The 20,440-nt window shown below is 69.6% G+C and carries 16 protein-coding genes; 10 read left to right on the top strand and 6 right to left on the bottom strand.

The window, feature by feature from the left end:
* Nucleotides 1-157: 157 nt before the first annotated feature.
* From rfbB to rfbA, 3 genes are all read left to right on the top strand, one after another.
* Nucleotides 158-1,228, top strand: a complete 1,071-nt coding sequence (rfbB, locus tag BUF17_RS17870) for a dTDP-glucose 4,6-dehydratase (protein WP_073631255.1) — start codon at nucleotides 158-160, stop codon at nucleotides 1,226-1,228.
* 17 nt (nucleotides 1,229-1,245) lie between these two features.
* Entirely contained in the window at nucleotides 1,246-2,133 is an 888-nt protein-coding gene (rfbD, locus tag BUF17_RS17865; RefSeq protein ID WP_073631440.1) for a dTDP-4-dehydrorhamnose reductase, read from the top strand.
* A 138-nt stretch (nucleotides 2,134-2,271) separates the two neighbouring features.
* Nucleotides 2,272-3,144, top strand: a complete 873-nt coding sequence (gene rfbA / locus BUF17_RS17860; RefSeq protein ID WP_073631253.1) for a glucose-1-phosphate thymidylyltransferase RfbA — start codon at nucleotides 2,272-2,274, stop codon at nucleotides 3,142-3,144.
* Nucleotides 3,145-3,219: 75 nt separating this feature from the next.
* Here the strand turns inward: rfbA and BUF17_RS17855 are convergent, their stop codons facing one another.
* The gene (locus tag BUF17_RS17855; protein WP_073631251.1) at nucleotides 3,220-5,493 is read right to left on the bottom strand and encodes a rhamnosyltransferase WsaF family glycosyltransferase; all 2,274 of its coding nucleotides are present in this window, start codon (nucleotides 5,491-5,493) and stop codon (nucleotides 3,220-3,222) included.
* A gap of 78 nt (nucleotides 5,494-5,571) precedes the next feature.
* Nucleotides 5,572-6,546 carry an NAD-dependent epimerase/dehydratase family protein gene (locus BUF17_RS17850; protein WP_073631438.1) on the bottom strand — a complete coding sequence of 325 codons (975 nt, stop codon included), beginning with the start codon at nucleotides 6,544-6,546 and terminating at the stop codon, nucleotides 5,572-5,574.
* A gap of 305 nt (nucleotides 6,547-6,851) precedes the next feature.
* Between BUF17_RS17850 and BUF17_RS17845 the strand changes: the two genes are divergently transcribed.
* On the top strand, nucleotides 6,852-7,478 hold the full coding sequence (locus BUF17_RS17845) for an HAD hydrolase-like protein (protein ID WP_073631250.1): 627 nt from the start codon (nucleotides 6,852-6,854) through the stop codon (nucleotides 7,476-7,478).
* Nucleotides 7,475-8,431: a glycosyltransferase family protein gene (locus tag BUF17_RS17840; protein WP_175563735.1), complete on the top strand. Its 957-nt coding sequence runs from the start codon at nucleotides 7,475-7,477 to the stop codon at nucleotides 8,429-8,431. The genes BUF17_RS17845 and BUF17_RS17840 overlap by 4 nt, the downstream gene beginning before the upstream one ends.
* Before the next feature lie 53 nt (nucleotides 8,432-8,484).
* Here the strand turns inward: BUF17_RS17840 and BUF17_RS17835 are convergent, their stop codons facing one another.
* The gene (locus BUF17_RS17835) at nucleotides 8,485-10,914 is read right to left on the bottom strand and encodes a glucan 1,4-alpha-glucosidase (protein ID WP_073631248.1); all 2,430 of its coding nucleotides are present in this window, start codon (nucleotides 10,912-10,914) and stop codon (nucleotides 8,485-8,487) included.
* 592 nt (nucleotides 10,915-11,506) lie between these two features.
* Between BUF17_RS17835 and gnd the strand changes: the two genes are divergently transcribed.
* The 4 genes from gnd (at nucleotide 11,507) to BUF17_RS17815 (ending at nucleotide 16,744) form a co-directional block, all read left to right on the top strand.
* Nucleotides 11,507-12,487, top strand: coding sequence for a phosphogluconate dehydrogenase (NAD(+)-dependent, decarboxylating) (gnd, locus tag BUF17_RS17830; protein WP_073631246.1), 981 nt, complete (start codon nucleotides 11,507-11,509; stop codon nucleotides 12,485-12,487).
* A gap of 151 nt (nucleotides 12,488-12,638) precedes the next feature.
* Nucleotides 12,639-13,484, top strand: coding sequence for a Cof-type HAD-IIB family hydrolase (locus BUF17_RS17825; protein WP_073631244.1), 846 nt, complete (start codon nucleotides 12,639-12,641; stop codon nucleotides 13,482-13,484).
* 220 nt (nucleotides 13,485-13,704) lie between these two features.
* Nucleotides 13,705-15,126, top strand: coding sequence for an MBOAT family O-acyltransferase (locus tag BUF17_RS17820; protein ID WP_073631242.1), 1,422 nt, complete (start codon nucleotides 13,705-13,707; stop codon nucleotides 15,124-15,126).
* Between the two features lie 16 nt (nucleotides 15,127-15,142).
* Entirely contained in the window at nucleotides 15,143-16,744 is a 1,602-nt protein-coding gene (locus BUF17_RS17815) for an alginate O-acetyltransferase AlgX-related protein (RefSeq protein ID WP_073631240.1), read from the top strand.
* A gap of 103 nt (nucleotides 16,745-16,847) precedes the next feature.
* On the opposite strand, the gene rocD is transcribed toward BUF17_RS17815, so the two are convergent.
* Together rocD and rocF are read right to left on the bottom strand one after the other, a co-directional pair.
* Nucleotides 16,848-18,059, bottom strand: coding sequence for an ornithine--oxo-acid transaminase (gene rocD, locus BUF17_RS17810; RefSeq protein ID WP_073631238.1), 1,212 nt, complete (start codon nucleotides 18,057-18,059; stop codon nucleotides 16,848-16,850).
* Between the two features lie 73 nt (nucleotides 18,060-18,132).
* On the bottom strand, nucleotides 18,133-19,092 hold the full coding sequence (rocF, locus tag BUF17_RS17805) for an arginase (protein WP_073631236.1): 960 nt from the start codon (nucleotides 19,090-19,092) through the stop codon (nucleotides 18,133-18,135).
* Between the two features lie 158 nt (nucleotides 19,093-19,250).
* Here rocF and BUF17_RS17800 point away from each other — a divergent pair, with 158 nt between their 5' ends.
* The gene (locus tag BUF17_RS17800; protein ID WP_073631234.1) at nucleotides 19,251-19,676 is read left to right on the top strand and encodes an Lrp/AsnC family transcriptional regulator; all 426 of its coding nucleotides are present in this window, start codon (nucleotides 19,251-19,253) and stop codon (nucleotides 19,674-19,676) included.
* Between the two features lie 376 nt (nucleotides 19,677-20,052).
* On the opposite strand, the gene BUF17_RS17795 is transcribed toward BUF17_RS17800, so the two are convergent.
* A partial coding sequence (locus tag BUF17_RS17795; RefSeq protein ID WP_139282581.1) for a cupin domain-containing protein occupies nucleotides 20,053-20,440 on the bottom strand: 388 nt, incomplete at its 5' end.

Raw genomic sequence — 20,440 nt, 5'->3', positions numbered from 1 at the left:
CGCGGCAAGATAAACAAGATGCCGCGCTGGGGCGCGGCGCGGGGCGCACGGTCGCATTTCTGCGCCGGAATGCCCCGGCACTGGAATTAGAGCCGCTGCCTTCGATCGGGCGATCTTCCTCCGGTCGGGCGCGCTCCAGACTGGATGGCGATCGAAGATGCGTATTCTGGTGACCGGCGGGGCGGGTTTCATCGGGTCGGCGGTCTGCCGCCACCTCGTCCGCGACACGCCGCACGAGGTGGTCAATGTCGACAAGCTCACCTACGCGGGCAACGTCGCCTCGCTGAAGGCGATCGACAACGATCCCCGCTATCGCTTCCACCGCGCCGATATCTGCGACCAGGCGGCGATGCGGCGCATCTTCGACGAGGTCCAGCCGGACGCCGTGATGCACCTCGCGGCGGAGAGCCACGTCGACCGCTCGATCTCCGGCTCGCGCGCGTTCATCGAGACCAACGTCCTCGGCACCCACGTCATGCTGGAGGAGGCCCGGCGGCGCTGGAACGGGCTGGAGGGCGAGGCGAAGGCGGCGTTCCGCTTCCTGCACATCTCCACCGACGAGGTCTATGGCTCGCTCGGCGCGGAGGGCCTGTTCACCGAAGAAACGCCCTACGATCCGTCTTCGCCCTACTCGGCCTCCAAGGCGGCGTCCGACCATCTCGCCATCGCCTGGAACCGCACCTACGGCCTGCCGGTGGTGGTCTCCAACTGCTCCAACAATTACGGCCCCTATCACTTCCCCGAGAAGCTCATCCCGCTCGTCATCCTGAACGCGCTCGAAGGCAAGCCGCTGCCGGTCTACGGCGACGGCTCGAACGTGCGCGACTGGCTTTATGTCGAGGATCACGCCCGGGCGCTCGTCACCATCCTGACGCGCGGCCGCCCGGGTCAGACCTACAATGTCGGCGGCCGTAACGAGCGCTCCAATCTTGAGGTCGTCCACGCGATCTGCGACGCGCTCGACCGGCTGGTGCCGGCCGACCGGCCGCGCCGCGACCTCATCACCTTCGTCGCCGACCGTCCCGGCCACGACCGGCGCTACGCCATCGACGCCACGAAGCTTGAGATCGAACTCGGCTGGCGCGCCGAGGAGACCTTCGATACCGGCCTCGTGAAGACGGTGCGCTGGTATCTTGAGAACGACTGGTGGTGGCGTCCGCTGCGCGAGCGCGTCTATGGCGGCGAGCGCCTCGGCCTCGTCGCCGACAAGGCGGAGGCCGGCGCTTGAGCGGGCCGTCCTCTCCCCTGCGCCTTGCCGTCACCGGCCGCGAGGGCCAGGTCGTCCGCGCGCTGCTCGATGCGGCGCCCGCGGCCGGTGTGACGGTCATCCCTCTCGGGCGGCCGGACCTCGATCTCGAAAACCCGGCTTCGGTTGCCGCCGCGATCGCGGCCGCGCGCCCGGACGCGGTCGTCAACGCCGCCGCCTACACCGCCGTCGACCAGGCGGAAAAGGAGCCGGAGCGGGCGTTCGCCATCAACGCCGCCGGTGCCGGTGCGGTCGCCGCCGCTGCCGCCGGCCTCGGCGTGCCCGTTCTCCAGATCTCCACCGACTACGTGTTCGACGGCACCAAGCCCGCGCCTTATGTCGAGGACGATCCGGTCGGCCCGACCGGGGTCTACGGCGCCTCCAAGCTCGCGGGCGAGCAGGCGGTCGCCGCCGCCACTCCGAACCACGCCGTGCTCAGGACGGCCTGGGTCTACGCGCCCTACGGCAAGAACTTCGTGCGCACCATGCTGGCGCTCGGCGCCACGCGCGACGAACTCCGCGTCGTCGCCGACCAGCAGGGCTGCCCGACCTATGCTCCCGACATCGCCGCCGCCGTGATCGCGGTCGCGCGCAATCTCGTCACGCGGCCGGACGAGGCGGATCTGCGTGGCGTGTTCCACATGGCCGGATCGGCCGAGACCGACTGGGCGTCGTTCGCCGAAGCGATCTTCGCGCTGTCGGCCGCGCGCGGCGGCCGCGCGCCCGCGGTGGTCCGCATCGGCACGGCCGATTATCCGACCCCGGCGCGCCGGCCCGCCAATTCCCGCCTCGAGTGCGGCCGGCTCGCCCGGCTTCACGGCGTCGGCCTGCCGCCGTGGCAGGCGTCGCTCGCGACCTGCCTCGACCGGCTTCTCGTGGAGACGTGATCCCGCCGATGCCGTGACCGGCCGGCGGCACGGCGAGCCCGTGCGCCGGACGGTGCCATCAGACTGAACGCACCCGCCGGCGGGCGGCTTTCCGGCCCGGCTCCGGGCCCCGCCTCGGAAGACTTCGGAGAACACCCCATGAAAGGCATCATCCTCGCCGGCGGCAGCGGAACGCGCCTGCATCCGCTGACGCTCGTGACCTCCAAGCAATTGATGCCGGTCTACGACAAGCCGATGATCTATTATCCGCTCTGCGTGCTGATGCGGGCGGGGATCACCGAGATCCTGATCATCTCGACGCCCCACGACCTGCCGCAGTTCCAGCGCCTTCTCGGCGACGGCAATCAGTGGGGCCTGTCGTTCTCCTATGCCGAGCAGCCGAGCCCGGACGGTCTCGCCCAGGCCTTCGTCATCGGCGCGGATTTCGTGCAGGGCGGCTCGTCGGCGCTCATCCTCGGCGACAACATCTTCTACGGCCACGGCCTGCCGCAGCTCCTGCAGCCGGCGAGCACGCGCCCGGTCGGTGCCACCGTGTTCGCCTATTATGTCAACGACCCCGAGCGCTACGGCATCGTCGAGTTCGACAAGGCCGGCCAGGCGCTGTCGATCGAGGAGAAGCCGGCGCAGCCGCGCTCCAACTGGGCGGTCACGGGCCTCTATTTCTACGATCAGCAGGTGGTCGATATCGCCGCCAACCTGAAGCCGTCCCCGCGCGGCGAACTTGAGATCACCGACGTCAACCGCGCCTATCTCGAACGCGGCCAGCTCCATGTCGAGAAGATGGGGCGCGGCTACGCGTGGCTCGACACCGGCACCCACGACAGCCTCGTCGATGCGGCGACCTTCGTGCGCACGCTGGAAAAGCGCCAGGGCCTGCGCATTTCGAGCCCGGAAGAGGTCGCCTTCTCCATGGGCCTGATCGACCGCGAGCGGCTGCTCAAACTCGGCCAGACCCTCGGCAAGAGCGACTACGGCAAATATCTCATCCGCATCGCCGAAGAAGCGGTCTGAGAGGCGGTCTGGGAAGACGTCGTCCGACCTGCGCGTGACCGCGCGCGCCGGGACGCGGCTCCCGTGCGGCGCCCCTTAGAGCTGCGCCGAAACCCAGCGCGCCGCCTGTTCCATCTGGTCCCCCGACGCGAACACCCGCTCGGCGAGGTCGCGCGCGGCCGTCTCGCCGCTATCCTGCCGCAGCGCGGCCTCGGTCGCGTGCGACAGCGCCGCCGCGAGGTCGTGGGCCGAGGGGCTCGGCGCCACCGCGAACGCGGCGCCGGCCCGCGCGGGATCGCAGCCCGCGAGCCGGTTGGTCGCGACTTTGAGGCCGCACGCCGCCATCTCCAGCGCCATCGCCTCGTCGACGAGCGAAAGCTGCGGCACCAGTCCGGCCCGCGCCCGGCGCAGCGCCTCGCCATAAGCCTCCGCGTCCGGCGTGCCGAGCAGGCGGATACGGACGCCGGAGGGCAGGGCGACATCGGCCCCTGCCTCGCCGAGCCCGCGGATTTCCCACGGCGCGGCGGCGAACGGCTGCCGGCGCTGCCAGCGGTCGAGCGCGGCCACCACCAGCTTCGCGCCGTCCGGATCGGCCTTCGGGCGCCACGGCACCACGATCGCCGGCGGCCCCTCCGCCTTCGCCGCCGACGCAGCGGCGGCGGGCGCGGTCCAGGCCGGCCGCAGGAAGATCTGGTCGCGGAAGCGATAGCCGCCCGACGACAGCGCCGCCCCGAGCGCGGCCGAGCCGACGAGCGCGACCACGTCCTCGCCGCGCATGAGCAGCCGTTCGGCGAACGCGCGCTCCGGCGTGCCCGCCGAAGCGGTCGTGACGTCCAGCACGTCGTAGACGAGGCGTCCGCCACGGCGGAAGAACCGGCGCTGGTCGTCGATGAGCGAGAGCGCCGCCGCCGCGTCCTGCCAGGTGTCGGCGACGAAGCATTCCTGCGCCTGCACCATCAGCCGGGTCCAGCGGCGAAGGCCCGGCGGCACGACGACGATCTCCGGCCGTCCGCGGTCGGCATCGGTCGCATAGCGCGCCCGCAGGGCGCCGATCCAGGCCTCGTCCTCCTCGCCGCAGGCGAGAATGCGCAGCTTCAGCCCCTTGATGCGGCCGATCCGCTCGAACAGGTCGAGCACGGTTGCGCGCCGGGTGCCGATGCCGTTCTCCGGCCGCTCGGAGACGATCAGCGTGAGGCGCGGCGCGGTGCCGTCGTCCGGCGTGAAGCGCAGCGGCTGGAGCCGGGGATCGTCGAGTTCGAGCGTCGAGGGTCCGGCGCTCGCTGCGCAGGTGATCAGCACCGCGCGGGTCCGCAGCGCGGTGTCGAGCGCGCGCTCGTCCGCAATCTCCACCTTGGTCGAGGGCGTCCGCAACAGGGCGGGGTCGGCGATCTTCGCCCAGGTGAAGCCGGCGCCCTCGCACGAATAGAGCATCAGCCGCTCGATGGCGTGGGCGATGGTGCCGTCGACCTGCCCCTTCTCCTCGGGGAAGTCGTCGAAGCCGAGGCCGAGGTCGAGCAGCGGCTTCAGCGCCGCGGCGCGCAGCCAGAACATCGAGCCCGCGGGAAATTCCAGGATGCGGTCCTGCTCGATCTCGAAGCCCAGTCGGCGGCCGAGCTCGTGGCCGAGCGGATAGTTGTAGGCCCAGTGGATGCTGCCGGACACGCGCCGCCAGTGCTGCGGAAAGATCATGCCGAGCATCGGATCGCGCTCGAACGCGGCGAGAACGCTCGTGACGATCTCGGGCGAGCCGATCAGCGTGGCGAACAGATAGCGCCGCCAGTCGCTGCCGGTCGCGGCGTGGGTGGACCGCTTCGAATGCAGGAACAGCACATAATCGTAGTTGTCGTAGATGTCGTGGAAGCCGGCGAGCTTCGGGCCGATATCGCGGCCGCGGTTCGGCATCACCCGCACGTCGACGGCCCCGGCGGTCCAGTCCTTGGAGAACGCGGTGCGGATCTCGGCGGCCTTGTCCTCGGTATCGGTCGACAGGAAGCAGTCGAACGGAACCGGAATGGCCCGCAGGCTCTCAGCGATGTCGGCGGCGAGGTCGGAATAGAAGGTCGGGCACACCACGGCGATGCGCGGCGTCTTCGCCAGCACCGGCTTGTAGCCGAACGGCACCATGAACACCGCGTCGGCTTCCAGCGGCGGCGTCCAGCCGGCCAGCGTGCCGTCGGCGTTGAACAGCCGCGGCAGCCGGTAGGCTTCCGACGGCATGCTCCGGTAGAGATTGGCGCGGTAGCTCAGCCGCTTCTTCAACTGCCCCGTCACCGTCCACCAGAACCCGAGCGCGACGACGCGCACCGCCGTCTCCAGCAGGTTGCGGCGGCGTCCGGGGCGTTCGGCGCGGGAAGGGGTCTTCTTGGTCATCGGCGCACTCTCATGGGCGCGCGTGTAGCAGAACGGGCCGGGACTGGATAGTCGCGGCCCGGCTGCGGCGCCGGCCTTTCATCGCCGCCCGCCCGCCCGGCGAAGGTCGCGAAACCATCGTGCCGTCTCGGCCAGTCCGTCCGCCTGGGAGACCGGCGGCTGCCAGCCGAAGTCGCGGCGGAACGGCGCGTCGTCGAGCACGAGCGAGCCGAGGAGGCGGTCCGCCTGACCGGCGCGTCCAAGCGCGCGCGCCAAGGCGAACATCGGCCCGGCTGGCACCGGCAGCAGCACCGGCCTGCGGCCGACACCGGCGGCGAGCCCGCGCAGCAGCTCCGGGGTCGAGGGGTCGGTGTCGTCCTTGACCTGATAGACGGCGAAGGCCGGCCGCGCCGCGCCCGGGAACGGCGCGGTCGCCGCCCGCACCACGGCGTCGGCGAGGTTGTCGACGTGGATCAGGCTGCGCCGGTTGCGGATGGCGCCGAACGGCAGCGGCATTCCGCTCCCGGCGAGCGCGAGCAGCAGGCGGAAATTGCCCGTCACCCCCGGTCCGTAGACCAGCGGTGCGCGCAGCGCGATTCCTTCGATGCCGTGGCGTTCGCACGCCTCGCGCAGCACCCGTTCGGCGCCGAGCTTCGAGCGGCCATAGGCGTCTTCCGGCGCCGGCGGCTCGTCCGCCTTCAGCGGCCGTTCGGGGTGGCTGCGCTCGCCCCGCGCCTTGATCGAGGACAGAAGCACGATCCGCCGCACGCCCGCGCGCGCCGCGGCCTCGGCGAGCCGTGCCGTCACGTCCACATTCGCCGCCTGGAACGCCGCGTCGTCGTCGCTGGCGGCAGCGGCATTGGCCGCCGCGGCGTGAACGACGGTCGAGACGCCCGCGAGCGCGCCCGCGAAATCGCAGCCGACCGCCATGAAGTCGCCCACCGCCACCACGGTCTCGTTGTCGGAGGCCGGCATGTCGGCGCGGGTGAGAAGGCGCACGGCGACGCCGTCGCCGGCGACCCGGCGGCGGATCGCGCGCCCGACGAAGCCGCTCGCCCCGGTCAGCGCCAGCATGGCGTAGCCTGCCGATTCGACTGGCGCCGTCGCCACAGCGATGCGGCAAGTTGCAGCGTATCCCGGCTCACCGATGTCTCCCGAACCCCGCGCGGCGATCCTAAGCCACGAAAATTTCAGCCGTTTCCCTCATAGCAAAGTGCGGCGGCCGGCGCGACGGGCTTGTGGGCGAATGTCCCGCATCGGCAGGGAGAGATTGCCTAAAGGCGCCGCGTCATGTTCAGTGACAGAATCGGGGGCTTGCGTTTCGAAAGGGAAACGTCTCGCATTCCCGATGCGGACGAAGCCGGATGCGACGAGCAGGCATGAAATACAAGCTGGTGATCTTCGACTTCGACGGCACCCTCGCCGATTCGATGCCGTGGTTCCTGGACATCGTCGATGGGGTCGCGGACCGCTACAGCTTCAAGCGCGTCGACCGGGCGGAGATCGACCGGCTTCGCGCGCTGAGCGCCCGCAAGCTGATCGAGATCCACGGCATTCCGCTCTGGAAGCTGCCGCGCATCACCATGCATCTGCGTCAGCTCGCCGACCGCGACAGCCACCTCATCCCACTGTTCGAGGGCGTGCGCGAGGTGCTGATGGACCTCGCGTCCCGCGGCGTGACGCTTGCCGTCGTCACCTCGAACACCGAGGCCAACGTCCGCAAGATCCTCGGGCCGGAGCTGTCGTCGCTGATCCGCTACTACCAGTGCGGCGCCTCGATGTTCGGCAAGAAGAGCAAGTTCCGCAAGGTGCTGCAGCAGGCCGGCGTCCACCCGCGCGAGGTGCTCAGCATCGGCGATGAGATCCGCGACATGGATGCCGCCGCCGCCTACGACATCCCCTTCGGCGCGGTGGCCTGGGGCTACACCCGGATCGACGCGCTCGCCGCGCGCTCGCCCGTCGAGGTGTTCCACCGCATGACCGACATCGTCGAGCGCGTGGCTTGATCGCCGGCGACCGGCAGGCGCCGCCGGCCGGTCCGGCCGCGCCGCGCATCGCCGTCGCGGTCACGACGTTCCACACCCCCCAAGACGTCGTCGTCGCGATGCTGGAAAGCCTCGCGGTGGCCGCCTGCGTGTGCGCGTCGCGCTGGCCCGGCGTTTCGTTCGACCTCACGCTCGTCGACAACACGCCCGGCGGCACGGATCGCGCCCGCCTTCAGGCCCTGCTCGACCGTTTCGCGCCAGGCGGCGAAGGGCGCGGGGTCGAAGGGCGCGTCGCCCTCTCCAGCCGCCTCCTCTCCGGGCACGGCAATGTCGGCTTCGGCGCCGCCAACAATCTCGCGCTTCTCGACCGCGACGCCGATATCCTGATCGTGGCGAACCCCGATCTCGTCTACGAACCGGAGGCGTTCGCCGCGCTTCTCGATGTTTTCGCCCGCGAGCCCGAGGCCGGTCTCGTGACGCCGGCCTTCGTCGAGGCGGCGGGTGCGGGGCAGGGCGCGACGGCCCGTCACGTCAGCCATCTCTGCAAGCGCTATCCGTCGTTCGCGGTGCTGTTCGGTCGTGGTTTTCTGCCGGCAGGGCTGCGGCGCGGTCTTTCCCGCGAGATTGCCGCCTATGCCATGGCGGACAAGCCGGCCGACCGCGACTGGTGGGACCCGCCGATCGTCACCGGCGCGTTCATGGCCTTCCGCGCGCCGGTGTTTCGCGCCATCGGCGGGTTCGACCCGCGCTTCTTCCTCTATTTCGAGGATTTCGACATCAGCCTGCGCGCCGCGCGGCTGACGCGGCTTCATTTCGCCGCCGGTGTCCGCATGGTCCACGACGGTGGCGATGCCGGCCGCAAGGGCTGGAAGCATGTGCGGATGTTCTCCGCCTCCGCCTTCCGGTTCTGGGCGAAGCACGGCTTCCGGCTCTTCGCCGTGAAGGACACGCCGCCGCGCCGCGTCTCCGGCTGAGCGGCCGGCCGGCGGCGGGCGCCCGCAAAGGGCGCCGCAGCCTGTGGCGCGCTTCAGATCAGCAGCGGATCGCCGTCGATCACCACGCGATGGTTGGCGTTCAGCCACTCGTCGCTGTCGCGCCATTGCAGGGTGAACTCGACCACGGTGCCCGGCGCGGCTTCCCCGGTCGGCAGGTCCACCATGTGGATGCCGAAGCCCGGATCGGCGGTGTCGTCGTCGCGCACCGAGACCCAGTCGTCCATGGTCCAGCGCACCCGCGCGGGGCGCGGCAGCTCGATCCGCAGCAGCTTGCCGGCCGGCAGCGTGCGCAGTTTGTGATTGAAGCGCCACGGCCGCACCGGCGAGGTCATCTTCTCCACCTGATAGCGCTGCACCGGCTGGGGCGGCATGTCGAACACCTTGCCGTCGCGCAGCGAGCGCAGCAGCTTGATGTGCTCGCCGTGCGCCCACACCAGCGGCATGGCGCTGCCCGAGGGCTTGCCGCGGAACAGCTCGCGTTCGGGAATGTCCGGTCCGTCCCAGACCTGTTCCGGCAGCATCCCGCCGTCGCTGGCGCTCGCCTCCAGCGTCGCCAGCAGCGCTTCGGCTACGTCGATCCGCCCGGCGGCGATCTCGTAATGCGCCCGCTCCGCCGTCAGCAGCGGCCACGGCCGGCCGACGCCGATGCCGTCGAACGGGCTGCCGTCCTCGTGCTCGCCGTAGCCGTCGCCGTTGTAGCGCTTCCAGAGCGGCCCCTGCGGCAGGTCCACCTTCACCACCGCGTCGATGGCCTTGACGGTGGAGACGATGCGCGGATCGTCCGGCGCCCGCAGGCCGAAGCGCACGAGCGCGAGGGCGTCTGGGCTGATGAGCAGCTTTGCCGGCTGGTCGGTATCGGCCGGCGGCCGGTTCTTCACCGGCACGTAGCCTTCGAGCGGCGAGGCGGAATCGGCGGTGTCCGGCGGCGCGATGCGCACATAGTAGCCGCTGATGCCGAGATCGGCGCAGAGGTCTGTCTCGGTCGCGAACGTCCAGCGCTCGATCTCGTCGTTCCAGGTGTCGGCGGTCTCGCGCAGGTAGCGCGCCTCGTCGGTCTGGCCGGCATCCTCCAGAATGTCGGCGCCGGCGAGCAGGGCGGCGATCTCCACCGCCAGCGTGAACGGCGAATAGCCGGCATCCTCCTCCCAGCGGTCCTGTCCGGTCACCGGGCCGTTGGCGACGAGATAGCCGGTCGCCTTCCGCACCATCGGCACGTAGCGCAGGAAGGCGTTGCCGGGCAGGTGGCCGCCGCGCTTCAGCAGGTCCGCCAGGAGTACCGGGAAGGCGCATTCGTCCATCTGCACGCCGTTCCAGTAGGGCGTGCCGTCGAGCCAGAGATTCTGCGACCAGTGGCCGTCCGCCTCCTGCACCGATTGCAGGTAGCCGAGGATCGAGAGCGCCTCCTCCACCGCGCCGGCGGCGAGGAATCCGCCCGCCGTCTCCACGAGGTCGCGCGGCCAGACGAGATGGTACCCGCCGAGGTCCTCGTCGCCCTTGTTGAAGCCCCATGGCACCGACAGGCTGGCGATGGCGGCGCCGGGGAACGACACCGGCTGGTGCACGGCCAGCACCGTGGTGGAGGTGCGGTAGGGCGTGCGGTGGGTGTTCTCGTTCGGGCGGTCGAGCGGCAGCAGCGTCGCCTGCCAGGCGTGCCAGCCGCGCACATAGCGCCGCGCCACCGCGTTGAAGCCGTCCTGCAGCGAGGCGAGGGCGCGCTGGGCGGCCTCCTCGGGCCGCGACGCGAAGCCGAGCGACAGCACGAACGGGCCGCCCGCGCGGTCGAGGTCGATCTCGCCGGTGAGCGCGATGTTGCCGTCCTCGGCGCGGTGATAGCGCGAGGCGAGAATGTTGTGGCGGTGCAGTTCCTGCCAGCCGTCCGACACCCCGACATAGCCGACCGAGCGGGCGAGCCACGGCACCGAGGAGGCCACCGCGAGCGACGTGCCGCCGCGCCCGGAGGCGAACAGCATCGGCGTACCCTTGTAGTCCTCCAGCCATCCCGTGTTGTTGGCGCCGGCATTGACGAGGTGCGGCGAGATCAGCGCGTAGAGGTGATAGTCGGCGTTGGTGCCCTTCAGCGCCTCGAAGGTGATCTCCTGCAGCAGCGTGTCGCGGCGCGGATCGGTCAGGATGCGCTTGTGGATGCGATAGCGCCCGTCGATCGCGGTGTTGGTGATGCGATAGGCCGGCACGCCCGGCTCGAACGCGCGGATCTCGTGCACGGTGTCGCGCTTCTCCTCGGAGAAGTAGCCGCGTCCGTCGGTCACGATCAGGCCGAAATCGCGCGTGCAGGCGGTGTCGACGCGCGGATAGTAGATCTCGTTCAGGATGCCGTGGCTGATGGTGAACCACACCCGGCTCGCCGCCGTCAGCGACGTCCCGACCGCGCTCTTGGCGCTCGATGTCCAGCGCGCCTCCCATCCCGGTTTGCCCGGCGGTTCGAAGACCGGTCCTTCCTGCATGGGAGCATCCTCTCTTCAGCCGCGGGTCTTCATCGGCGCGGGTCCGTCCCGGTCCGGCGCGCGATCTCGGCACGCGTGCACCAGCAGACGGAGCCGGCCACGCCCGCTCATTGGTCGTCGCCCTGGCGAGACGATAAACGATTCGGCGAGCGGGGCGAGCAGTTTCGCCGCGCCGGCCGGGGCGGCGGGCGCGCCGGCGGCAAGCGTCCGCCACCGTGCCTGCGTCCGCCACCGTCCTCACGCCAACGTGCTTGCGCCACCGTGCTTGCGCCATGGGCCGGCCTGATGTCACATTGCCGTCGCCGTCCCGGCCGATTTTGGCCGGAGTGGTGGAAGCGCTCCCGCCCGCGCCCGCCGGTGGGGTCGGGGCTTCACGAACGTCCGGCATGATGGACGTCGGCTTCCAGCGACGGAATTCGCCGCGGCGCACGCCGGTGCCGGCCCGCAGGGCCGGAATCGACCGGCTTGCGTGCAGGCCGCAGCAGAAGGCCGCACCGCCCGGTGCGGCCCGGGTTTCACGGGAACGGGGCGCGCGCGGGCCGAAGCGCTCGCGGCTTCGTTCCGGATGTCGGACTTTCAGGGAGGACGGATCATGCAGCTTGGAATCATCGGACTCGGCCGCATGGGCGGCAACATCGCCCGCCGCCTCGGCAAGGCCGGCCACCAGTGCGTGGTCTACGACGCCAACCCGGCCGCCGTCACCGCGCTCGCCGGCGAAGGCGCCGTGGCGGCGTCGGATCTGGCCGATCTGGTGTCCAAGCTGTCCACGCCGCGCGCGGTGTGGGTGATGCTCCCGGCCGGCGAGATCACCGAGACCACCGTGGATGCGCTCGCCGGCCTGCTCGGCCCGGGCGACACCGTCATCGACGGCGGCAACAGTTTCTACAAGGACGATATCCGCCGCGCCGCCGCGCTCAAGGAAAAGGGCCTGAACTATATCGACGTCGGCACCTCCGGCGGCGTGTGGGGCCTGGAGCGCGGCTACTGCATGATGATCGGCGGCCCGAAGGAAGCGGTCGACCGGCTTGATCCCATCTTCGCGACGCTCGCGCCCGGCATCGGCAACATCGAGCGCACGCCCGGCCGCGATGCCCTCGATCCGCGCGCCGAGCAGGGCTACATCCACGCCGGCCCGGCCGGCTCCGGCCACTTCGTGAAGATGATCCACAACGGCATCGAATACGGCCTGATGCAGGCCTATGCCGAGGGCTTCGACATCCTGCGCAACAAGAACTCCACCGACCTGCCGGAGGCGGAGCGCTACGACCTCAACGTCGCCGACATCGCCGAGGTGTGGCGTCGCGGCAGCGTGGTGTCGTCGTGGCTGCTCGATCTCGCCGCCATCGCGCTCACGGAGAACGCGGATCTCACCAACTACGAAGGCTCGGTCGCCGATTCGGGCGAAGGCCGCTGGACGGTGCTGTCCGCCGTCGAGGAAGCGGTGCCGGCCGACGTTCTGTCCGCCGCGCTCTATGCCCGCTTCCGGTCGCGGAAGGATCACACCTTCGGCGAGCGCCTGCTGTCGGCGATGCGCTTCCAGTTCGGCGGCCACATCGAGCAGCACGGCAGCTGACGCCGACCCGGCGGCCGGCACCCGCGCGGGTTCCGCGCGGGCCTCCCGCCTCGCCGCGCCCTCTGCCGCCGTTCCTTATGACCGGCAGCAGGTCCGTCGGCCCACCCCGACCCCTCCCGAAATCCCCCAAGGCCGCCGAGCAGGACACCGCATGACCGACCAGACCCCGCACAGGACGCCGTCCGAGCGCATTTCCCTGCTCGTCTCGGATGTCGACGGCACCCTCGTCGATCCGAACAAGGCGCTGACCCCGGCGACCCTTGATGCCGCCCGCCGGATGCGGGAAGCGGGCGTCGAGCTCGCCATCGTCTCGTCCCGCCCGCCGCGCGGCATGGCGATGCTGCTTGAGCCGCTCGGCGTCGAGATCTTCGGCGGCTTCAACGGCAGCGCGATCCTGAAGCCGGACTTCACCGTCATCGAGCAGGATTTCGTGCCCGAGCAGGCCGCGCGCACCTCGATCGAGGCCTTCCGCAAGGCGGGGCTCGAAATCTGGGTGTTCAGCGGCGTCGAGTGGTACATCACCGATCCGAACGGCCCCTATGTGCCGAAGGAGCGCCACACGGTGCAGTTCGAGCCGACGCTGGTTGACGATTTCGGCCCGCTGCTCGGCAAGGTCGGCAAGATCGTCGGCGCCTCGCGCGACTACGATCTCGTGGCGCGTCTCGAAGGCGAGCTGCAGGGCGCCCTCGGCCCGTCCGCCTCCGCCCACCGCTCGCAGCATTATTATCTCGACGTCACGCCGCCGGATGTCGACAAGGGCCATGCGGTGCGCCGCTTCGCCGAGCATTTCGGCGTGCCGCTGAACGAGGTCGCCGCCATCGGCGACATGGTCAACGACGTGCCGATGTTCCGCACCGGCGGCCTCGCCATCGCCATGGGCAATGCCTCCGACGAGATCAAGGCGCTCGCCGACGTCGTCACCGCCCGCAACGACGAGGACGGCTTCGCCGCCGCCGTGGACCGTTTCGTGCTGCCGCGCGCCCCCGGCCGCAAATAAACCGGCCACCCGCCCGGAACCGGGCCGGCACCGCCGCCGCGCGGCCGGTGCCGCACGCTTTTATTGACTTGAGCCGGCGACGGTGCGAGACGGACGGCGGGGGTTGCCCCGCCGGTTCCGACATCGCATGCCGTGGTCGCGCGGCGCGGCGTCGCCTGCATCCGGTCCATGGCTGCATCTTCCGGCCCGGTGCTGGCGGTCCGTCGACGAGTGGATTGAGATGGTCTTTAGCGATCCGCTGTTTCTGTTCGGCTTCCTGCCGGCCTTCTTCATCCTCTACTACCTGATCGCCGACCGTTTCCGGAATCTCTTCATCGCGTTGATGAGCCTGCTCTTCTACGCCGTTGGAGAGATGCGGTTTTTCTGGGTTCTGCTGCTGTCGATCGCGATCAATTACGGCTTCGGCCTCGCCATCGAGCGCTGGGGCCGGCGCGACGGCGCCCACACGGCGGCGGCGCTCCCGCTCGTCACCGGCGGCGTCCTCGGCAATCTCGGCATCCTCGTCTATTTCAAATATGTCGGCTTCTTCACCGGCAACGTGTCCGCCTTCGTGGAGATGATGGGCCTCGGCTTCGTCGTCCCCGTCGTCCACCATGTGCTTCCGCTCGGGGTGAGCTTCTTCACCTTCCAGGGCATCTCCTACGTGGTCGACGTCTATCGCGGCGACGTGCGGCCGACGCGCAGCCTCGTCAAGTTCTCCGCCTACAAGCTGTTGTTCCCGCAGCTCATCGCCGGCCCCATCGTGCGCTATGCCGAGGTGTCGCAGGACATGACGAGCCGCGACATCACCCCATCGCTGGCGATGGAAGGCGTCGAGCGCTTCGTCACCGGTCTCGCCAAGAAGGTGCTGCTGGCCGATACCTTCGCGCTTGCCGCCGACGGCGTGTTCGGCGCCGATCCCGGCACGCTGTCGTCCTCCGCGGCGTGGCTCGGCGCGGTCTGCTACGCCTTCCAGATCTATTTCGATTTCTCGGCCTATTCGGACATGGCCATCGGCCTCGGCCGCATGATGGGCTTCCACTATCCCGAGAACTTCCACTATCCCTATTCGGCGACGTCGGTGCGCGATTTCTGGCGGCGCTGGCACATGACGCTGACGCGCTGGTTCCGCGACTATGTCTACATCCCGCTCGGCGGCAACCGCCACGGCTCGGGCCGCACCTACGCCAACCTGTTCATCATCTTTCTGCTGACCGGCTTCTGGCACGGCGCGGAATGGACCTTCCTCGCCTGGGGCATCTGGCACGGCCTGTTCATGGTGCTGGAGCGCCGCTTCGACCCGGACCGCTGGCCGGTTCCCGCCGTGCTCGTCCGGCTCTACACGCTCCTGGTGGTGCTGTTCGGCTGGGTGCTGTTCCGCTCCGAAAGCTTCGGGCAGGCGTTCGGCATGGTCGAGCGGATGCTGTTCATCGACCGCGGCTCGCCGACGCGCTGGTTCACGGAGTTCTTCGACCCAGTGCTGGCGATCGCGCTCGTCTTCGGCGTCGTGCTGTCGGTGCCGGTCTATCCGTGGATCAAGGCGCGGCTCCATCCGCGGCTGCGGCCGGTGTTGGGCGTCGTGGTCCTCGGCGCGCTGTTCGCGCTGGCGGCGCTGAAATCCGGCGTCGGCGCCTACAGCCCGTTCCTCTATTTCCGGTTCTGAGACGGAGATCGATGCCATGAGCACCACCGTCGCCAAACCGCCCCGCTCCGAACAAAGTCCCGCCGGCCGTTCGTGGCTCGCCGATCTCGGCCGCCGCTGCGTCGTCGCCGGCTTCGTCGCCGCGCTGATGGTGCCCGGTCTGGCGATCGCGATCTCGCCGAACTTCCGCAGCGCCGTCGGCAACGTGCTGATCAACTTCTCCACCGCCGGCCAGCAGCGCGAGATCGTCCGCAACACCACGCCGCTCTGGACCGGCGCCGCCGATCTCTACGGCCATCTGCTCTACCGGCTCGGTACGTCGCCCAACCTCGCCATCGGCGTGCTCGGCAAGGACGATTTCATCTTCCTCGGCGATTTCTACAACGACTCCTTCTCCCAGAGCATCCACCGCCAGGCGCTCAGCCGGGAAGCGGCGACCGCGTGGGCCGAGACGCTCGCGGCGGAACGCGACTGGCTCGCGCGCCGCGGCATTCCCATGCTGTTCGTCGTCGGCCCGACCACCGGCACCATCTACCCCGACAAGCTTCCCGACTGGGCGCAGACGGAATTGTCTCGTCCGTCCTCGTTCGACGAGGTGCTTTCGGTCGGCCGGGAGAAGGGGCTGAACCTGCCGCTCGTCGACGTGCGCCGCGACCTGATCGATGCGCGCAGCCGCGCGGACACCTACAGCCGCCTCAACAGCCACTGGAACGATTTCGGCGCGTGGGTGGCGTGGCAGCGCGTCGCCGGCGAGCTCGGCGCCCGGCTGAAGGCTTTCAAGCCCTTCGGCGTCGACGATCTCACGCGCGTCGTCACGCTTCAGGGCGCCGGCCACAGCGAGTTTGCCCGGCTGCTCGGGCTCGATGGCCTGCCCAATCCCTGGAACACCTACGAGCTCTCGCAGCCGTTCCCCGAAATGGAGATCGAGGATGCGGCGGGCAACGTCTCGAAGGAGTCCGCGCGCGCCGAAACCGGCCTCCTCGACATGCCCCGCAAGACCCGCGTCGCCGATGCGCCGACCCGGGCGCGCGCGCTGATCGTGCGCGATTCCATGGGCAACGGCCTGTCGCCGTTCCTGCAGGCCAGCTTCAGCGAGACGGTCCAGATCGACCATCACGTCACCTACGCCCGCATCAAGGACGTGAACCTCGTCGGCGCGGCGGAACGCTACAAGCCCGACGTGGTGATCTACGTCATGACCGAGCGGCTGTTCGAGGAACCCCTCGGCGACCTCGATTTCTGGCGGGCCGCCAACCTGTTCGACGAGGGCGACGCCGCTGCGGATCTGACGTGGCGTGCCGGCGGCGAGAGCCATGGCCTGAAGGCCGATGGCGACACCCGGCTCCAGGCCCCGCTCGCCTTTACGGCAGCGCCACCGGCCGGAACGGCCGCGAGCGCCTGGGTGCTTCGTGTCGATGCCGGCGCCGCGTTTCCGGGTACCGTCCGGCTGGACTTCACGGCCGGCGGCGTTGCCCGATCGATCGGGCAAACCTTCCGCCTCGGCGAGAACCCGATGTTCTTCCGCCTGCCGGGCGATGTCGATCCGGCCTCGCTCCGCCTCGTCTCCACCGGCAAGGGCGTGGTGGACGTCCGCGGGGCGACACTCAGGCCCGTAACGAACAACGCCGCCGGCTTGTGACCGGCGGCGCTGGGTTTTTAATCTGGAGCGATTTCTGGTCGATCTGATGATTCCATCAGATCGGAAAACGCTCTGGAAAGCCCGGGACGGAATATCCCGCCGATCAGGCGAGCGTCGTCAGCACATGCTCCACCTGTTCCACCGCCCAGTCGATCTCCTCGCGCTTCACGATCAGCGGCGGCGAGATGCGGATGGTGTGGCCGTGGGTGTCCTTGGCGAGCATTCCGCGCTGGCGCAGCGCCTCGCAGAACCGGCGGGCACCGCCGGCCTCGGGATGCAGTTCCAGCGCCACCATCAGGCCGCGGCCACGGACCTCGCGAACCACGTTCGAGCGGATGCCTTCGAGCCCGGCCTTGAGATAGGCGCCCTGGGTGGCCGAGTTCTCGATCATGTCCTCCTCGACCAGCACCTTCAGCGCGGCGCGGGCCACCGCGCAGGCCAGCGGGTTGCCGCCGAAGGTCGAGCCGTGCTGGCCGGGCTGGAGCACGCCCAGCACCTCGGAGTTCGAGAGCACCGCCGAAACCGGATAGAACCCGCCGGAAAGCGCCTTGCCGACCAGCGTCACGTCGGCCTCGATGCCCTCGTGCTCCTCGGCCAGCATCTTGCCGGTGCGGCCAAGGCCGGTCTGGATCTCGTCGAGGATCAGGGTGACGTTGTGGCGGGTACAGATCTCGCGCACGCGGGTGAAATAGCCGGCGGGCGGAATGTTCACCCCGGCCTCGCCCTGGATCGGCTCCACCAGGAAGCCGACGGTGTTCGGCGTGATCGCGGCTTCCAGCGCATCGGCATCGCCGAACGGGATGATGCGGAAGCCCGGCGCGAACGGTCCGAAATTGGTGCGGGCGTCGGGATCGGTGGAGAAGCCGACGATGGCGATGGTGCGGCCGTGGAAGTTCTCGGTGCAGACGATGATCTCGGCTCGGTCCTCCGGCACGCCCTTGACCTCGTAGCCCCACTTGCGCACGGCCTTGATGGCGGATTCGACCGCCTCGGCGCCGCTGTTCATCGGCAGGATCTTGTGGGAGCCGGTCAGCGCGGCGAGTTCCTCGTAGAACAGCGAAAGCTGGTCGTTGCGGAACGCGCGGGAGGTGAGCGTCAGCTTGCCGGCCTGTTCCGTCATCGCGGCCAGGATCTTCGGGTGGCAGTGCCCCTGGTTCACGGCGGAGTAGGCCGAAAGGCAGTCGAGATAGCGCTTGCCCTCGACATCCCAGACCCAGACGCCTTCGCCGCGCTCCAGCACCACGTCGAGCGGCTTGTAGTTGCGGGCGCCGAGGGTGTGCTCGACTTCGATGATCTGGCTGGAATGGCGTGTCATTGTTGTTCTCCGAAAGGCTTCACGCTGTCTGCCGGGCGTCGTCCCCGTGCCACCCGGGCCGGCACGCTGAGATCTAGGCCGCGCGCTCGAGAATGGTCCGGCCGAACAGGCTGGAGACGAGTTCCGCCGCGAGGCGCGCGCTGCGGCCGCGCTCGTCGAGGAACGGATTGAGTTCGACGATGTCGGCCGAGCCCACGAGCCCGCTGTCCGAAAGAAGCTCCATGATGAGGTGGGCTTCACGATAGGTGGCGCCGCCCGGGACCGAGGTGCCGGTGCCCGGCACGATGGTCGGGTCGACGAAATCGACGTCGAAGCTGACGTGGAGGTGCGTGGTCCGCGGATCGATCTCCGACAGGAGCCTGGAGATCAGCGGGAATACGCCGCGCTCGTCGATCATGCGCATGTCGGTGCAGGACACGCCGCAGGTCTTCAGCGCCTCGCGCTCTTCCGGGTCGATCGAGCGCTGGCCGAACAGCTTCAGATTTCCATGGGGCAACGGCACGAACGGCCGGTTGCCGATGAGCGGCCGCAGCGACGGCTCTCCGCACAGGAACGCCGCCGCCATGCCGTGGAGATTGCCGGAGGGCGAGGTCGCTGGGGTGTTGAAATCGGCGTGGGCGTCGATCCACAGCACCACGAGTTCGCGGCCGATATCGGCGCAGTGCCGCGCGATGCCGCTGACGGTGCCCATGGAGATCGAATGATCGCCGCCGAGGAATAGCGGCAGGCCGCCGCGCTTGGCCATCGCATAGGCGGCGTCGTGGATGGCGCCGGTCCAGGCGGCGATCTCCGCGACGTGATTGCAGCGGTCCGTCAGACCCGGCAGGTCGTAGGCGAGGGGGGCGGGGCGGGCGAGGTCGCCGAGGTCTTCGACGTGGTGTCCGAGCTCGCCCAGCATGTCGGCGAGCCCCGCGGTCCTGAGCGCCGCCGGGCCCATCAGGCAGCCGGCGGTGCCGGCGCCGCGCTCGACCGGCAGGCCCAGCAGCGAGATGGCGCGGTCGCGTCGGTGGATCGTGTTCTGGTCGCGCGGCATCGGCATCTCCGGTCTTGGCGCCGCCGGCACCGGGGTGCGGCAGCCTGCGTCTCTGCTTTCAAATTATGCCGCTTGAGAGGCTCAACAAAAAGCCAGAGAAGCGCTACAATTTGTGCTGAAAGCTGACCATACGGAAGTCAAGGATAGCGGATCGCCAGATGGAAGACATGCTCGACGCAATCGACCGGCGCCTGATCGAGCTTCTGCGCGCCGATGGCCGCATGCCGGCGGCGACGCTGGCGAAGATTCTTTCGGTCTCGCGCGGCACCGTTCAGAATCGCATCGACCGCCTGCTGGAGCGCCGCATCCTGATGGGCTTCACGGTTCGCCTGCGGGAGGATGTCGAGACGCGGCTGATCCGCGCCAACACCAGCCTGGAGATCCAGTCGAACTACCGGCCGGTGATCGAGGCGATGAAGAGCTTCCCGGAGGTGCGGCGCATCTTCACCACCAACGGGCGCTGGGACCTCGTCGTCGAGATCGCCGCCGTCGACCTCGCCAGCCTCGACCGGGTCCTGACCGACATCCGCTCTATCCCCGGCGTCGCGCACTCCGAAACCAGCATCCTGCTCGCGGAAATCTGACACGCCGCAACAACCACAGCGTGCCGTCTCTCCGACCCGGGAGACGACCGGCGGCAGGCGGCGGAACCACCGCTCTGACTTGATCCGGGGGAGGGGCGCCGTTCCATCCGGCCTCCCGAAGGAGACAGCCCCGCCGGCGTCAGGATCGATCCAGCGGGCTGTCCGTCATTGCTCGACGCTCACGGTAAGGCGGGACTCGACCGGCGCGCGCTTGCGAATCCGACCGCCCGTCGTCATGTCCCGTCCCGGTGCGCGCGCTCCCATCCGGCCAGGCGCGCATGAGCGCGCACGCGAGGCTGATGAGCGCTCACGGCGTCGCGTGGCGGCGCGCGCGAACCGCGCATCGGGCGCGCATGTGCGCGGGCTTGCAGCCCCCTCAGCGCTTGCTGGTTTCGAACTCGGGGCGGGCGTAGATGTCCTCGATGCGGACGATGTCGTCCTCGCCGAGATAGGGGCCGGACTGGACCTCGATGAGGTTGAGGGGGACCTTGCCGGGGTTCTCCAGCCGGTGGACGCAGCCGAGCGGCAGGAAGATGGACTCGTTTTCCCTGAGCAGGATCTTGTCGTCGTCGCGGGTGACGATCGCGGTGCCGTTCACCACCACCCAGTGCTCGGCGCGGTGATAGTGCTTCTGCAGCGACAGCTTCTCGCCGGGCTTCACGGTGATGCGCTTCACCTGGAAGCGGTCGCCGTTGTGGATCGACTGGTAGAAGCCCCACGGCCGGTGGACCCGCACGGTGTGGGTGGCGGCGGCATGGCCGTCG

It is taken from the genome of Pseudoxanthobacter soli DSM 19599, from assembly GCF_900148505.1.
GTDB classification, from domain to species: domain Bacteria; phylum Pseudomonadota; class Alphaproteobacteria; order Rhizobiales; family Segnochrobactraceae; genus Pseudoxanthobacter; species Pseudoxanthobacter soli.
Note: the sequence above shows the minus strand (reverse complement) of the source record. Positions and strands in the feature narration are given on the sequence as shown.

Coding starts and splice junctions, on each gene's coding strand:
- rfbB (WP_073631255.1), top strand. CDS start 158: ATGCGTATTCTGGTGACCGGCGGGGCGGGTTTCATCGGGTCGGCGGTC.
- rfbA (WP_073631253.1), top strand. CDS start 2,272: ATGAAAGGCATCATCCTCGCCGGCGGCAGCGGAACGCGCCTGCATCCG.
- BUF17_RS17855 (WP_073631251.1), bottom strand. CDS start 5,493: ATGACCAAGAAGACCCCTTCCCGCGCCGAACGCCCCGGACGCCGCCGC.
- BUF17_RS17850 (WP_073631438.1), bottom strand. CDS start 6,546: ATGCTGGCGCTGACCGGGGCGAGCGGCTTCGTCGGGCGCGCGATCCGC.
- BUF17_RS17845 (WP_073631250.1), top strand. CDS start 6,852: ATGAAATACAAGCTGGTGATCTTCGACTTCGACGGCACCCTCGCCGAT.
- BUF17_RS17835 (WP_073631248.1), bottom strand. CDS start 10,914: ATGCAGGAAGGACCGGTCTTCGAACCGCCGGGCAAACCGGGATGGGAG.
- gnd (WP_073631246.1), top strand. CDS start 11,507: ATGCAGCTTGGAATCATCGGACTCGGCCGCATGGGCGGCAACATCGCC.
- BUF17_RS17825 (WP_073631244.1), top strand. CDS start 12,639: ATGACCGACCAGACCCCGCACAGGACGCCGTCCGAGCGCATTTCCCTG.
- BUF17_RS17820 (WP_073631242.1), top strand. CDS start 13,705: ATGGTCTTTAGCGATCCGCTGTTTCTGTTCGGCTTCCTGCCGGCCTTC.
- BUF17_RS17815 (WP_073631240.1), top strand. CDS start 15,143: ATGAGCACCACCGTCGCCAAACCGCCCCGCTCCGAACAAAGTCCCGCC.
- rocD (WP_073631238.1), bottom strand. CDS start 18,059: ATGACACGCCATTCCAGCCAGATCATCGAAGTCGAGCACACCCTCGGC.
- rocF (WP_073631236.1), bottom strand. CDS start 19,092: ATGCCGCGCGACCAGAACACGATCCACCGACGCGACCGCGCCATCTCG.
- BUF17_RS17800 (WP_073631234.1), top strand. CDS start 19,251: ATGGAAGACATGCTCGACGCAATCGACCGGCGCCTGATCGAGCTTCTG.